Below are 14,483 nucleotides of genomic sequence, written 5' to 3' on the forward strand. Positions count from 1 at the left end.
AACCACTTGAAACCATTTTGGCTTATATCATTTTGCTTATCTCTAACTGCTTTTTTTCATCCATTTAAAAGCAGGGGGCAAACTATATCCGGAATAATCAACAGCTATTACAAAGCAACTGCTATTATTGATAATGGAACCTTTAACAGTGCCAGCTACGACGGTATTACTTTGCAAAGTATTGCCGGACTATCTACCGGCGACAGGGTGCTCATTATTCAAATGAAAGGGGCAACTATTTCATCAACAGACAACTCTTCTTTTGGAAATATTTCCGCTATTGGAAATGCAGGTAATTATGAATTTTCATCCATCTGTGGATTTTTAAACAATACGATTGTATTGAGCAATCATCTGTTAAATACTTATGACGTAGCGAATGTGCAGGTGATTCGGGTTCCAGTGTATACGGACGTTACAATATCTGGAACGTTATTGGCACAAGAATGGGATCCGGTAACTGAAACCGGAGGGGTTATTGCCTTCGAAGCGTCGGGAACGGTTACCATGAATGCTAATATCAGGGCCGATAGTGCCGGTTTTAAAGGAGGACCATTGTTTCGAAATACGTCATTTCATTGCGGTCCTCAATCTTCCTGGTATTATGGATTATCAGGAAACCAGGGGGCTCCGAAAGGCGAGGGCATAGCAACATTTATTGCGAATAAGGAATACGGGAGGGGGAGACAGTCAAATGGCGGAGGCGGCGGTAATGAAGATAATACGGGTGGTGGCGGTGGCGCAAATTATGCAACAGGTGGTAATGGGGGAAATAAAATAGGCACTTGTAGTGCTACAGTTCATGGCGAAGCTGGACTGGCATTAAACGGTTATGGGTATTCAAATTTAAACAATCGTGTTTTTTTAGGTGGGGCTGGCGGTAACGGAGAAAGCAATAACGATTACGGTGGTGCTTCTGTTTCTGAAGGTACACCTGGTGGCGATGGCGGCGGGTTGATTTTTATTAAAGCAAATGAAATAATTGGTAATGGATTTACTGTTTCAGCAAATGGAATGCAGGGAGTAAACCCCGGACTGCCTGTTGCTACCGAAGCAGCAGGCGACGGTGGCGGCGGTGGCGGTGGCGCTGGGGCAGTGATGCTTGAAATTACTACTTATACCGGTAATTTGATCTTAGAAGCCAGAGGAGCAAATGGCTCCAATGCAGGATTTCAAACACAATGTCCGGGACCTGGTGGCGGAGGAGGTGGCGGAGTTATTTGGACGACTTCAACTCTGCCTGCAAACGTTACAACTTCAGTAGCTGGAGGTGCCGCCGGAATTATTAAATCAACATCATACGACCCGCCTTGCGAGGGTTCGTCAAATGGAGCTACAGCTGGTGCTAATGGTGTTGTTCAAACAGGCTTTGTTGCACCGCAAGGAACAAACACAATCAGCTGTGCCATTCTTCCGCTTGATTTGTTGAAACAATTTACTGGCAAAAGAAACAGTCAACATATTCAATTGAACTGGTCGTTAATAAATGCCGATCAGGTAAAAAAAGTTGTGCTGGAAAAGAAAACCGGAAGTACGGCATTTGTTCCAGTTACAGAAAAGCTTCAACCGGCATTAAATGGTTTTTATGATGATGAAAGAAATACGACGCCGGTTACGTACCGATTATTACTTTTTGCATTGGATGGTACTGTTCAGCATTCTAAACATTTATTTTTTAATGCGGATAAGCAAACATCTTTCAATCTTTATCCAAATCCTGCTCAAGATAAAGTAACAGTTCAGTTACCGGTAAATACGAAAGGGAAAACATTTGTTGCAATTACAGATGTAAACGGAAAGCTATTACTGCAAAAAGAATTACTAATTCAACCTGCACAAACAACTTTTGAACTTTCGGTGAAACATTTGCCAATTGGCATTTATCAGGTGCGTTTGGTAAACAATGCAGTGCAGTTTACGACCAAACTATTAAAACAATAATTTTACTCTAACAGCATCTGTATTGTATCTAAGCTTTGCTGCTTTAATTCAATCGATTTTCCTGCAGTTAATTTTTCAACGATCTCTGTATTATAGTGGCGTATGCTTAGCAGCGTTAAACCTTTCTCCACCTGTACATCAAACTCAGCAGATGCAGCCAGCGCAAGCTTCTCCACTTTGTCCGGACGATCATCGATACACAACTGAAGGTTTACTGCATGTGTTTGAATAAGGTTGGGCTTAATGTGCAGCTTCGCCATCATCTCATATAAATCACTCATCGGTTGTTCGCCCACAAACGAAAAATCTCTTGTGTGCAGTTCCAGTAGCACCTGGTTATGTTTTATAACAATAATCGGCGGCAGATTCTTTACCGGATTGTTATGAATAACCGTGCCTGGTAAACTTGCATCGGCAAAGCATTTTACATGCAGCGGTATGTTTTTATTCTGCAGTGGCTTGATGGTTTTTGGATGAATGACCTGTGCGCCATAAAACGCCATTTCAATCACTTCATCGTAATTCAGTTCGCTGATGTATTGTGCGTCAGCAAATAATTTCGGGTCGGCATTCATTACACCTTTTACATCTTTCCAGATGGCTACATTTTCTGCATCAAGCATGTAAGCAAATACAGCCGCTGTATAATCACTGCCTTCACGGCCAAGCGTGGTGCTTTCGTTTTCATCAGTACAACCAATAAAGCCTTGTGTTATAACGATGCGGTTTTTATTGAATAAAGGTTTGATCTGCGAATCCACTTGTTGTTGCGTAAATGCAAAATCAATGGCTGCATCACGGAAGTTATCATCGGTGCGGAAAATATCCCGCACATCGATCCATTGGTTGCTGATGCCGATTTCGTTCAGGTATGCACTTACAATGGCTGTGCTCAACAGCTCTCCCACGCAAACGATCTGATCGTAATAGTAATCGTATTCACGTACAGGTTTGTCGTGCAGCAACCACTCCACTTCGGTAAAGAAATCGTTCAGTTGTTCCATCAACGGATTGAAATGTGTTACCAGCAAATACTTTGCTTCATCGAGGTGCTGCAGTTTTACCGCACGGAACAAGTGCAATGCTTCGTCTTTTTTTCCGGCAAAGAATGCTTCAGCTACTTTTTCCAATGCGTTGGTGGTTTTACCCATAGCCGAAATAACGATCATCAATTGTTCATCGGGAAACTGTTTGACGATGTTACCGAGGTTCTGCACTTTTTCATAGTTGCTTACGCTTGCTCCGCCGAATTTGAAAACACGCATGGAAGATGTATGATTTAAGATGTCTGATTTCGGATTTGTTAAACCCGTTACTAAAGTGTTGCAAAGATAAGGTGTAGCTCAACCCCATCAGCAGTTGTTATCCTGACGGCGGTTCATCAAAAAACTGATCTAAAAAGGACGTTGCTTTTTCACCACAGAGAAAAAAAGATGATCGTGTAAGAAAAACAGTCACCCGTTGGGTTAGTCATCATCAAAGATTTCTCGGATTTTTCCACTGCTTGCCCAAACGTTCAATGGTACCTTCTACACGTTCGGTTCTTGTTTTTTCCTGTTTGGCTGTAACAATCCATTCAATGTATTCTTTCTTGTTGGTAAATGAAAGTGCTTGAAAGAATTCGTTGGCCTTTTTATTTTTCTTCAAAGCCCCTGCAAGATCATCGGGCAGTTTTACTTCTTTGGTAGTTGGGTTTACCCAGTTAAAAATCTCTCTTACTTTGGGCGTAGCTTCTTTCTTTTTATCGGCTGCTGTTTTTGGCCGGAAACCAAATACACTCCACATAGCATCAAATGAGATCAAACTGATCCACGTGAGCTTGTCACCTTCAGCCAATAAACAATCCCAACCCTTATCACGTGTAAGATCGGTTTGTATACCCGATGTGCCTTTAGGATAATACATCCACACCGTCACTTCCGGTTTCAACAGCTTCAGCACCTTATTGATTTGTTTTTCCATTTGTGCCCGGTTCAATACAAACCAATGTACCTGGTTAAATTGCTTGCCTGTAGTGGTTATCTCCACATCGGCAGGAAGGTTACCTAAACTCTTTTCGAAGTTTTTGGGCGCATTCAATGTAAGCAAAACAGAACCTTCTTTGATGCGTAGTTTTTGAGCGAGTGTAGAGGGCATACAAAACAAATTTCTTAAAGATAAGCAGCTATTTATTCTGCTGTTGCAGGAACTGTAACTGCAATTGTACTGCCCTTGCCCTGTTCGCTGTTAATATTGATTTTGCCTTTATTAAGTTGTACAAACTCCTGCATAAGTATTAAACCGAGGCCGGTACCTTTTTCGCCTGCAGTGCCGTTTTTACTTTTCAGTTTTCCAACACGGAAAATAGAATCGCTTACATCTTTACTCATGCCAATACCTGTATCGGTAACCAATACGGTTGTGCTGTTGTTGTTCGATGTGCCTGAAATAGTTACCGAGCCACCTGCCGGCGTAAATTTTATAGCGTTGTTGATGAGGTTGCGGATAATGAATGTGTATTGATTTTTATCGGCATACAATTGCAGTTTGTGATCAATTGTATGGCCGATGGTTATTTGCTTTTGCGCAGCAGGTTCTTTAAATAAAGCAATTACATCATTTACCACTTCTGCTGCGGTAAATAACGAAGGGTGTGCCTCTTCTTTCTTCATCTGCAGCTGAGCCCATGTTATCAGGTCGTCGGTTAATTTGCGTGCGTTGTCAATAAGGCTTTTCGATTCGGTTACCAGTTCATTCATTTGGTCTTCGGGTAAATTTTTCAATTGCCCGCCAAGTAACAAATCTGTAAACGACGAAACTGCACTCAATGGTGCCCGCAGATCATGCGATACAATGCCAAAGAACTTATCTTTTGTTTCGTTTAACTCTTCCAGTTTTTCATTCTGGCTTTCAATAATCATGTTCTTTTGCTCCAGCTGTTCGTTGGTGCTGCGAATTTTGTTGATGTTCCGCACAAGCAACACCAACAGGATAATGGTGACGATTGAAAAGCTTCCGATAAAATAGATGATTACATTTTTACGTTTTGCACGTTCGTCTTTGAGTTTGTTTTCTATTTCGAGTATGCTGTTTTCTTTTTCAACCTGGTAGAGTTTTGTAAAAGACGCCACCAGCTGGTTTTTATCCTGCGATTCAATTTTAGCAAGGCTATCCGAAACCTGTCGGTATTTAGTGGTATACGCAAGCGCTTTATTTTTCCTGTTGGTTTGTGTATACAATTCAATAAGGTCCAGATAAATCTGCCGGGTATAATTGGTAAGCTTGTATTTAGCCACAAATTCTGCTGCGTCGTGTAAATACCGTTCTTCTTCAGCTATATTGTTACGTTGCTTATAAATATTCGCAAGTTGAATGTACGCTTCGATCGTTGCAATTTTTTGCGAATTGTCTTTCAGCGAGTCGTGGATATGCAGGATTTTCTTAAAGTAAACTTCGGCTTCTGTATCATTCTTTTCTGCCATCAGTATTTTACCCATTACTTTATAGCAGGACGACAGCACTTGTACATTGCCGATAGAGCTGTTAATGCCAATTGCCTTTACCGTAAGCTCCTTAGCTTTATCCAGTTCTTTATTGTTATAATAACTTTCGCCTAAGTTATGCGAAGTAACCCCGATGCGCTCTGCATTGCCCAGCCGGGAATGCATATCGTACGAAAGTTTATGATAGGTTATTTCCTGCGGAATATTATGCAGGTAACGGTACATATGCCCCATGGAAATATAACAGTTTGCCAGTCCAATCGAGTCGTTCAGTTCCTTGTAGCCATCGATGGCTTTTTGCAGGTTAAATACCGTTAAGTAATAACTGCCATAATAGGCATAAATGCTGCCGAGGTTCCGGTACGATTCGGCAGTGCCTCTTTTGTAATTGATTTTTTGCGAAAGCTCCATGGCCTTCTGTGTATAATTGAGCGCTTCAATTGGCTTTATAAATGAGAGTTGCCGGCTAATGGAGTTGTTCGTATTGATGCGAACAGTATCGGGCAGATCCGGATTATTGAGCAGCTGCAATAACGAATCGATCTGTTGACTTTTTCCTTTACAAAAAGGGCAAAGGGCAATTAATAATGAGAGAAAAAAGCGGTACAATGTTGTTTAGTCGGTTTTGGCTACTGTTATGCAGTGCTTGCAAGATAAAATAATTAAACCATGCGATAAGTAAAATGTGGCGGCATTAGGGGTAAACAAGTAAGCTTTAGACCCATAAAAAAACCGAGTTCTTTTTTTAAAAAAAGCCGGCACAGGGTGAAAAAGACAAGAATTGCAAGCTGCTTTCTGTCCTTCTGCCATTTTTTCACTTTTCTACCGCATGGCATCATCATTGAGTACTGTAATTGAACTTAAAAACAATCCATATCATGGGCAAGATTATAGGAATCGACTTAGGAACTACAAACAGCTGCGTTTCGGTAATGGAAGGAAACGAGCCTGTTGTAATTGCAAACGACGAGGGACGCCGTACAACCCCGTCGGTAGTGGCTTTTTTGAAAAACGGCGAGCGTAAAGTGGGCGATCCTGCAAAACGTCAGGCGATCACTAACCCTATCAATACCATCAACTCTGTGAAGCGTTTCATGGGTCGTCGGTTCGACGAAGTGGGCGAAGAAATTAAACACTGGAGCTACAAAGTATCACAAGGTGACAATAATACCGTTCGTATTGACATAGATGGCAGACTTTATACACCACAGGAAATTTCGGCAATGGTGCTTCAGAAAATGAAGAAAACTGCTGAAGATTACCTGGGCCAGGAAGTAACAGAAGCGGTGATTACCGTACCTGCTTACTTTAACGATGCACAGCGTCAGGCTACAAAAGAGGCCGGAGAAATTGCCGGTTTAAATGTTCGCCGTATTGTAAACGAACCAACGGCTGCTGCGTTAGCTTATGGTTTGGATAAAAAACATAAAGATCAGAAGATCGCTGTGTTCGACCTTGGTGGTGGTACATTCGATATTTCAATCCTCGAATTGGGCGATGGTGTATTTGAAGTAAAATCTACGAACGGTGATACACACCTTGGTGGTGATGACTTTGATAAAGTAATCATCGACTGGTTAGCCGATGAGTTCAAATCACAGGAAAATATCGATCTCCGTAAAGACCCGATGGCTTTACAACGTTTGAAAGAAGCAGCTGAAAAAGCAAAAGTGGAGCTTTCTTCTTCCAGCGAAACAGAGATCAATCTCCCATACATTACAGCAGTGGATGGTGTACCTAAACACCTTGTACTGAAATTGAGCCGTGCCAAATTTGAGCAACTGGCCGATAATTTATTTACCCGTTGCTTAGTGCCTTGCGAAGCTGCTTTGAAAGATGCAGGCTTAGGTATCGGCGATATTGATGAAGTGATTCTGGTGGGTGGTAGTACACGTATCCCTAAAGTGCAGGAAATTGTAGAGAAGTTCTTTGGTAAAAAGCCCAACCGTGGTGTAAACCCCGATGAGGTAGTTGCAGTAGGTGCAGCCATCCAGGGTGCGGTATTAACAGGTGAAGTGAAAGATGTACTGTTGCTCGACGTTACACCTTTGAGCCTCGGTATTGAAACAATGGGTGGTGTAATGACAACGCTCATTGCCAGCAACACAACCATTCCTTCTAAGAAGAGTGAAGTGTTCTCTACAGCATCCGACAATCAGCCGGGTGTACAGATTCATGTACTGCAAGGTGAGCGCCCAATGGCAAAGGACAATAAGAGCCTGGGTATGTTTAACCTCGATGGTATTCCGCCGGCTCCACGTGGTGTTCCGCAAATTGAAGTAACCTTCGATATTGATGCCAACGGTTTGTTGCATGTTAGTGCAAAAGACAAAGGCACCGGTAAGGAACAAAAGATCCGCATTGAAGCAGGTAGTGGTTTAAGCAAGGAAGAAATTGAAAAGATGAAGAACGAAGCGAAAGCCAACGAAGCAGCCGATAAAGCAGAAAAAGAAAAGGTGGAGAAAATTAATCAGGCCGACAGCTTGATTTTCCAAACAGAAAAGCAACTGAAAGAATATGGTGATAAAATTGGTGCCGACAAAAAAGCGCCGATTGAAGCTGCTCTTACCAAACTGAAGGATGCACACAAAGCACAGGACCTCGCAGCTATTGATGCAGCTATGACTGAAATGAACACAGCATGGACAGCAGCCAGCGAAGAAATGTACAAAGCAACGCAGGATGCACAAGCTGCACAACCAGGAGCTGATGCGGGCGCTGGAGCAAGTGCCGGTGCAGCAGGTGATAATGTGGAAGATGCACAGTTTGAAGAAGTGAAGTAGTGACAGGTGTGTTGTGAATAGTGAATTATAATTTTAAAGCCCCAGCAAAAGTTGGGGCTTTTTTATAGTACATAGTAAGATAGGTATACAAAAAAGCCCGTCGCAGTTCCGCAACGGGCTATCTATATAAAATGTAAGCTTCAGCTTAAATTAAATCCAGCGCCTTTACAAAGTAGTAACAGATAAACGGAAAAGTAGCGGTAATATAGTTGGCAAACATGGGCGACAGGTACATAGCCACACATACAACTACAGAAACAAAAAACAGGATCCAGTTTAATGCAGATGATTTCTTTTCCATTTCGTTGAAATTTTTGCGAAGATAAGGGAAGCAAGCTAAATAGAAAAGTACAAGCTTGAGCCAAATGTATACAGTAAAATCAGCGGTTGATCCATCTTTTTACACAACATATTTATGTGGTTGTTTTTATTTCAATCTTTTCCCTATTTTGCCGCCCATTAGTAACATTAAACCTTTTCTATGCGCAAATTTACCCTTCTCTTCCTGGTAATGTTTGTTACCCTCATTACCAATTCTGCATTTGTTTCTGTTCCGGAAACACTCACTGCCCCCGAAGCTGCTGCAGCAACAAATGTTGTTGTAACCAAGAAAGCTTCAAAAGGCAAGCTCTTCATGAAAATTCTGAAGAACAAATTTGAAAAAGTTGCTCAAAAAGCAAAACGTGCCGGCGATAAAAGCAAAATCGTAGCCGCATTGCTCGCCTTCTTCCTTGGAGGTTTTGGTGTACACGATTTTTATCTTGGCAACAAACGCAATGGTATTATTAAATTGTTAGGAACAATACTGGGTATTGTTTTAATGGTTGCAGGTATTGCAGCTGCGGCAACTACTACTACAGCTACAGGTTTGGCCGCATTGCCTGTACTGGCTATCATTGGCTACATCATTATTTTAGGTGTAAGCATCTGGGCGTTTGTTGATTTCATCCGCATCCTTACAGGAAGTTATCAACCGGTAGATGGTTCTTATACCGACTAATTACCTATTTTTATAACATCTATTAACCAAAAATTAAGCTCACTATGAGAAAGTTAATCATCGTTCTCTTGGCTGTTGTGTACAGCATCTCTTCTAATGCAGCAGGAATTATTACTGTACCTGTTGATGCCACCGACAATGCGAAAGCAGGTGTTGAAGCAACAATTGCAAACGTAAAAGCTTCTAATATGGAAGCATTCCTGTCGCTTACTCCTGAAAAAGTAAAAGCAATGACAGGTAAGAAGATGAACTTTGCACAAAAAATGGCCCTGAAAATGGCACAAAAGAAAGCAAAGCGTGCCGGCGGAGAAATTCCAAAAGGCTTGTACATTGTTTTGGCTATTTTCGGTTTAGCATGGATCGCAATGGGCGTTATGGATAACTGGAGCGGCAGTACATGGATCATTAACCTGGTTCTTACTTTCCTCTTCTGGTTACCTGGTTTTATTCATGCATTGGTAGTAATGAAGAATTATTATTAATAAAAGAATAATCTGAACAAAAAAAGGCTCTCAATTTGAGAGCCTTTTTTTGTTAGCAGCGTGTCCTGTTATACTTTTATCATCAATTTTAAAACAATGAGCGACAAACTATCGATTTTAGAACAACAGAAACAATTGATCGAAGCCAACGGTTTTCGTATTAATACATTCGACTTTACACGACCCTGGGGTGGTTTTTTTGTACTGGACGAAAGCCAGGCCGATAAATTCATTGAAGAATATTTTCCTACATACAAGAAAGAAGAGTTGATGTTGGGAAATAAATTAAGTCCGAAAATTTTATGTGTTGCACCGGGGCAACGTCTTTCGTGGCAATATCATCACCGTCGTGCAGAAATCTGGCGAGTGGTAGAAGGCGAAGTAGGCGTGGTGATGAGCGATACCGATGAGCAAACAGAAGTAAGTCATTTTGAACCGGGCGATATTATTGTTTTAAGCAAAGGCCAACGTCATCGTTTGGTTGGTTTGAATGGCTGGGGCATTATTGCCGAAATATGGCAACATACCGATCCATCCAACCCATCAGACGAAGAGGATATTGTTCGTCTGCAGGATGATTTCGGCCGTTAATTATTTTTTCAGCTCTTATCATAAAAAAGATGTGCGACAATAACGCACATCTTTTTTATTTCATTAACTTAAGGCAACAAAAAAACCGGGACTATGAGAAAAGTAGCACACTTACTTCAACGCAAAGGCGCAAACATTATTTCTGTTGAACCCGGCTTACCGGTATTACAGGCATTGCAATTAATGGCCGATAAAAATATTGGTTCGGTAATGGTAATGGAAAACGGCGAATACTTAGGTGTAATGACGGAACGTGATTATGCCCGCAAAGTAATTCTTAAAGGAAAAGCTTCGGCAGAAACACTGGTGAAGGATATTATGAGTACAGGATTGCCACGCATTACTCCCGATAACTCCATTGAAACCTGCATGCACATTATGAGCGAAAGCAATATCCGTTATTTGCCTGTGTTCGATAACGATCATGTTTGCGGCATTATTTCTATTACCGATGTGGTAACAGAAACGATTCTGTCGCAAAAGGAAACGATTGAGCAGTTGCAGAATTATATCCAGTCGTAACTTTAGTAACTTTTAGGGGGCAAACTACTACTTAGGTTGCAGGTTGTTAATCTCGTCTTTCATTTGATGAACGGCTATGCAGTACCTGTTCCCTTTGTACCTTTGCAAACGCATGAAGCAACTCTCGCATCTCAACAAATACTTCTGGAAATACAGGTGGCGGTTAATACTGGGCATAGTTTTCATTTTCATATCCAACTACTTTGCTGTGCTTGCACCGCAGGTTACCGGCTATATCATTGATAAGGTACAGGCCTATTTAACAGGCGCTGCAAAAGAAAAAATTGTACAACAAAACGACTGGCTTGTTACAATTACCATTGGCTGGATTGAGCAGTTAAAATTTTCGTTTACCGGTATTGTAGCCTTATTTGGTTTGGTATTGTTGCTGTTTGCCATTCTCCGTGGCTTCTTTATGTTTTTGATGCGGCAGACGATTATTGTAATGAGCCGCCATATTGAGTACGATCAGAAGAGTGAAGTATTTCAACATTACCTGCAGCTCGATACCAATTTTTACAAAACACACGAAACCGGCGATCTGATGAGCCGGATGGCCGAAGATGTAAGCCGTGTGCGGATGTATACCGGTCCGGCGATCATGTATCTCATCAACCTCATCGCATTGATTTGGCTGAGTGTGTACTACATGGTAAAGAAGAATCCTGAGCTCTCGTTGTATGTATTGGCACCACTGCCCATACTTGCTATTGCTATTTATTATGTAAACAACATCATCAACAAAAAAAGCGAAGAGGTACAGGCCAAACTTTCCGACCTTACTACCAATGCCCAGCAATCGTATTCCGGCATACGTGTAATTAAATCGTTTGTGCAGGAAAAAGCCATGCTTCGCTTCTTCGAAAAAAACAGCGAAGATTACCGTACGAGTGCCACCGCTTTGTACAAGGTGGAAGCAATCTATTTCCCCATCATGGGTTTAATCATCAGCATCAGTACGATCCTGGTGGTATTGATTGGTGGCTTAAAATATATGAATGGCCAGATCAACTTTGGCGATATGGCGGCCTTCATCATGTACCTTACCATGCTGGCGTTTCCGGTAAGCGCCATTGGTTGGGTAGCAAGCACCATCCAGCGTGCAGCAGCCTCACAGCGCCGGTTAAACGAATTTTTATTAACCACCTCTACCATACCTGTTACCGAAGCAGGCGTGGAAATAAAGTTGCAGGGAAATATTGAATTTGAAAATGTAAGCTTTACCTATCCGCACACCGGTATCAGGGCTTTAAATAACTTCAACTTAACGATTAAGAAAGGAGAGAAAATTGCTTTGATTGGCCGTACCGGTTCAGGTAAATCTACCATTGCACAATTACTGTTGCGCTTTTATGACCCATCGACCGGCGTTGTTCGCATTGATGGTACAGACATCAAAGACCTAGCTTTACAAGCGTATCGCCGGCAGGTGAGTTATGTGCCCCAGGAAGTATTTCTGTTTAGCGATTCTATTGCTAACAATATTGCTTTTGGTGGTGGCAATGAAAACGAAGAGGCAATAAAAACTGCAGCAACATCTGCATCGGTACATCGGGATATTCAAACTTTTCCCGAGCAATACCAAACAATAGTTGGCGAACGTGGAGTAACATTAAGCGGCGGACAAAAGCAACGCATCTCCATTGCCCGTGCGTTAATTAAAAATCCCGGTTTAATTATTCTCGATGATTGTTTGAATGCGGTTGATGCCCGCACCGAAAAAGAAATTCTCACACACTTGTCTACATACCTGGAAGATAAAACGGCCATTGTAATTACACACCGCATTTTCTCACTCCTGCAATTCGACAGAATATTGGTGATGGACGATGGTGTCATTGCCGAGCAGGGAACCCACGAAGAACTGTTGCAAAAACAGGGCTTGTATGCCGATTTATACAGCCGCCAGCAACTCGAAGAAACCGTTTCTTAGCAGTGAAAATCAACAGTTTCAGGGCTTTTTGGAAAATTTTGCCAAATCGAAAAGAAATATATCTTTGTCGCTGTTTGAAAATAAGCATTGACAACTAAAACCTAAAAACTGTGGCGTACGAAAACAATGACAAACGCATGGAGAGTATTTACAGCAAACGTATCCGTGCCGGAAAGAGAAGAACGTATTTCTTTGACGTAAGATCAACACGTGGCAATGATTATTACCTCACAATTACGGAGAGCCGTAAGCGCTTTACCGGTGAAGGTTACGACCGTCACAAAATTTTTCTGTACAAAGAAGATTTCAACAAGTTTATTAAAGGATTGAATGAGGCGGTTGATTATGTAAAAACTGAGTTAATGCCTGATTTCGATTTCGACGCATTCAACCACGAAGATGCCCCGTCAAGTGGTGATGGTGATTATAACGATGTACAGGAAACGGTGGTAGTAGCAGCACCTGTGGTTGCAGCAGCTCCGGCTCCAGCTCCTTCTGCAGCAGTAGAAGAAGAAGTACCTGCGGCAAGCGGCGACAACCTTGCCAACGAAGAAGTTGATAAATGGTAAGCCAAATCAAAACCAACTGATAAAAAGTAAGCCCCGCATTTGCGGGGCTTCTTTATTTTTTAGCATCAAAGGGAAAAACGATTAGTACACTTTTACCATGTACACATACTCCAGCACTTTATTCGCTTGCTGTGTACGATCCATTCCTTTTAAAGATGACTTAGAAGTAAGCTTCAAATCAACAGACGAATCAGATTTCTTCAATTCGTTCACTGCATCAATGATGTATTTCGACTGGATGGCAAAAACAACACCATCAGCTTTTGTTTCTTTGGTGCTGAGGATACCGATCACTTCGCCAAAGCGGTTAAATACAGGACCACCGCTGTTTCCGGGGTTTGCTGCAACTGCAATCTGGCAGCTGAGCGTATCGCCGTTGAAACCGGTTTTTGCACTGAGATAACCTTCGCCATAAACAATTTCGTTACGTGGGTAACCCAGCGTAAAAATAGGTTCTGCTATTGCTGTAGAAGATTTGCGGATGCTGTACGGCAATGTTGCTGTTGCTTTATAATCTTTGTCTTCTATTTTTAAAATTGCAATATCCCGTTCTTCATCAACCTTTACAATCTGCGCTTTAAATTCTGCTCCTTTGTTGTTCGATACAAAAGCTCCTTTGGCATTTTTAACCACATGTGCATTGGTTACCAGGTAACCTTTGCCATCAACCAAAAAGGCAGAACCAATACCGGTAATAACAATGTCGGGATTTATTTTGCTGATAACCGTATTCAGTTTACTATCGGTTGCTTTCAGGCGGCTTTCAAACTGGTTTACTTTTTTACCCAGCTCGGTAAGCGCTTTATCGTTGCCTTTGGGGGCAACTAAGAGTGTCATGCTGCTGATAGAAAGAGCTGTAACACCGGCAATAGACGCTGCAATGGTAATGGTGCGTTTGTAACGCTTCCATAAGTTGACCACTTTGGCACTGCCAGATAATACTTCTTCTTTTATTTCACCATCCTGCATCAGCTGGTTGTGTACATCGTGCAGCGTATGCTTCATTTCACGTAACCCACCATAGCGCTCAAACTGCTGCAAAAAGAACGTATGCTCCACCACCAGTTGATCAACCTCCTGGTTGGTCTGGCGGAGTTGCTCGAACATCGCTTTCTCTTCGGCGTTAATTTCGCCGTTGAGGTAACGTTCTGTTGCATCTAAGAGTAAAATCTCATCCATC

13 protein-coding genes are annotated in these 14,483 nt (G+C 41.9%); 8 read left to right on the plus strand and 5 right to left on the minus strand.

The window, feature by feature from the left end; translation table 11 throughout:
• Nucleotides 1-6: 6 nt before the first annotated feature.
• Nucleotides 7-1,941, plus strand: coding sequence for a T9SS type A sorting domain-containing protein (locus tag IQ13_RS09665; protein ID WP_144886136.1), 1,935 nt, complete (start codon nt 7-9; stop codon nt 1,939-1,941).
• Between the two features lie 2 nt (nt 1,942-1,943).
• Here IQ13_RS09665 and IQ13_RS09670 read toward each other — a convergent pair whose 3' ends face one another.
• The 3 genes from IQ13_RS09670 to IQ13_RS09680 form a co-directional block, all read right to left on the minus strand.
• Nucleotides 1,944-3,206, minus strand: coding sequence for an aspartate kinase (locus tag IQ13_RS09670; RefSeq protein WP_144886137.1), 1,263 nt, complete (start codon nt 3,204-3,206; stop codon nt 1,944-1,946).
• A gap of 211 nt (nt 3,207-3,417) precedes the next feature.
• Nucleotides 3,418-4,077, minus strand: coding sequence for a YdeI/OmpD-associated family protein (locus IQ13_RS09675; protein ID WP_144886138.1), 660 nt, complete (start codon nt 4,075-4,077; stop codon nt 3,418-3,420).
• Between the two features lie 32 nt (nt 4,078-4,109).
• Nucleotides 4,110-6,032: a tetratricopeptide repeat-containing sensor histidine kinase gene (locus tag IQ13_RS09680; protein WP_144886139.1), complete on the minus strand. Its 1,923-nt coding sequence runs from the start codon at nt 6,030-6,032 to the stop codon at nt 4,110-4,112.
• Nucleotides 6,033-6,301: 269 nt separating this feature from the next.
• On the opposite strand from IQ13_RS09680, the gene dnaK reads away from it, so the two are divergent.
• The gene (dnaK, locus tag IQ13_RS09685) at nt 6,302-8,206 is read left to right on the plus strand and encodes a molecular chaperone DnaK (RefSeq protein WP_144886140.1); all 1,905 of its coding nucleotides are present in this window, start codon (nt 6,302-6,304) and stop codon (nt 8,204-8,206) included.
• Between the two features lie 145 nt (nt 8,207-8,351).
• Here dnaK and IQ13_RS21370 read toward each other — a convergent pair whose 3' ends face one another.
• Complete coding sequence (locus IQ13_RS21370; RefSeq protein ID WP_158637362.1) at nt 8,352-8,507, minus strand: C-type lectin-like domain-containing protein; 156 nt, start codon at nt 8,505-8,507, stop codon at nt 8,352-8,354.
• Between the two features lie 180 nt (nt 8,508-8,687).
• Between IQ13_RS21370 and IQ13_RS09690 the strand changes: the two genes are divergently transcribed.
• The 6 genes from IQ13_RS09690 (at nt 8,688) to IQ13_RS09715 (ending at nt 13,303) form a co-directional block, all read left to right on the plus strand.
• Nucleotides 8,688-9,206 carry a TM2 domain-containing protein gene (locus IQ13_RS09690; RefSeq protein ID WP_199758219.1) on the plus strand — a complete coding sequence of 173 codons (519 nt, stop codon included), beginning with the start codon at nt 8,688-8,690 and terminating at the stop codon, nt 9,204-9,206.
• A 44-nt stretch (nt 9,207-9,250) separates the two neighbouring features.
• Nucleotides 9,251-9,688: a YqaE/Pmp3 family membrane protein gene (locus IQ13_RS21485; protein WP_199758220.1), complete on the plus strand. Its 438-nt coding sequence runs from the start codon at nt 9,251-9,253 to the stop codon at nt 9,686-9,688.
• A gap of 96 nt (nt 9,689-9,784) precedes the next feature.
• A complete protein-coding gene (locus IQ13_RS09700) occupies nt 9,785-10,279 on the plus strand; it encodes a cupin domain-containing protein (RefSeq protein ID WP_144886141.1) in 495 nt (164 codons plus the stop codon).
• Nucleotides 10,280-10,372: 93 nt separating this feature from the next.
• Nucleotides 10,373-10,801 (plus strand): CBS domain-containing protein, encoded by a 429-nt coding sequence (locus IQ13_RS09705; protein ID WP_144886142.1) that lies wholly within the window; start codon nt 10,373-10,375, stop codon nt 10,799-10,801.
• 112 nt (nt 10,802-10,913) lie between these two features.
• The gene (locus IQ13_RS09710; protein ID WP_144886143.1) at nt 10,914-12,734 is read left to right on the plus strand and encodes an ABC transporter ATP-binding protein; all 1,821 of its coding nucleotides are present in this window, start codon (nt 10,914-10,916) and stop codon (nt 12,732-12,734) included.
• 110 nt (nt 12,735-12,844) lie between these two features.
• Entirely contained in the window at nt 12,845-13,303 is a 459-nt protein-coding gene (locus IQ13_RS09715; protein ID WP_144886144.1) for a DUF3276 family protein, read from the plus strand.
• A gap of 81 nt (nt 13,304-13,384) precedes the next feature.
• Here the strand turns inward: IQ13_RS09715 and IQ13_RS09720 are convergent, their stop codons facing one another.
• Entirely contained in the window at nt 13,385-14,482 is a 1,098-nt protein-coding gene (locus IQ13_RS09720; RefSeq protein ID WP_144886145.1) for a S1C family serine protease, read from the minus strand.
• Nucleotide 14,483: the final 1 nt, after the last annotated feature.

The organism is Lacibacter cauensis (genome assembly GCF_007830055.1).
Classification (GTDB): Bacteria; Bacteroidota; Bacteroidia; order Chitinophagales; family Chitinophagaceae; genus Lacibacter; species Lacibacter cauensis.

Coding starts and splice junctions, on each gene's coding strand:
- dnaK (WP_144886140.1), top strand. CDS start 6,302: ATGGGCAAGATTATAGGAATCGACTTAGGAACTACAAACAGCTGCGTT.
- IQ13_RS09700 (WP_144886141.1), top strand. CDS start 9,785: ATGAGCGACAAACTATCGATTTTAGAACAACAGAAACAATTGATCGAA.
- IQ13_RS09720 (WP_144886145.1), bottom strand. CDS start 14,482: ATGGATGAGATTTTACTCTTAGATGCAACAGAACGTTACCTCAACGGC.
- IQ13_RS09675 (WP_144886138.1), bottom strand. CDS start 4,077: ATGCCCTCTACACTCGCTCAAAAACTACGCATCAAAGAAGGTTCTGTT.
- IQ13_RS09670 (WP_144886137.1), bottom strand. CDS start 3,206: ATGCGTGTTTTCAAATTCGGCGGAGCAAGCGTAAGCAACTATGAAAAA.
- IQ13_RS21485 (WP_199758220.1), top strand. CDS start 9,251: ATGAGAAAGTTAATCATCGTTCTCTTGGCTGTTGTGTACAGCATCTCT.
- IQ13_RS09705 (WP_144886142.1), top strand. CDS start 10,373: ATGAGAAAAGTAGCACACTTACTTCAACGCAAAGGCGCAAACATTATT.
- IQ13_RS09690 (WP_199758219.1), top strand. CDS start 8,688: ATGCGCAAATTTACCCTTCTCTTCCTGGTAATGTTTGTTACCCTCATT.
- IQ13_RS21370 (WP_158637362.1), bottom strand. CDS start 8,507: ATGGAAAAGAAATCATCTGCATTAAACTGGATCCTGTTTTTTGTTTCT.
- IQ13_RS09710 (WP_144886143.1), top strand. CDS start 10,914: ATGAAGCAACTCTCGCATCTCAACAAATACTTCTGGAAATACAGGTGG.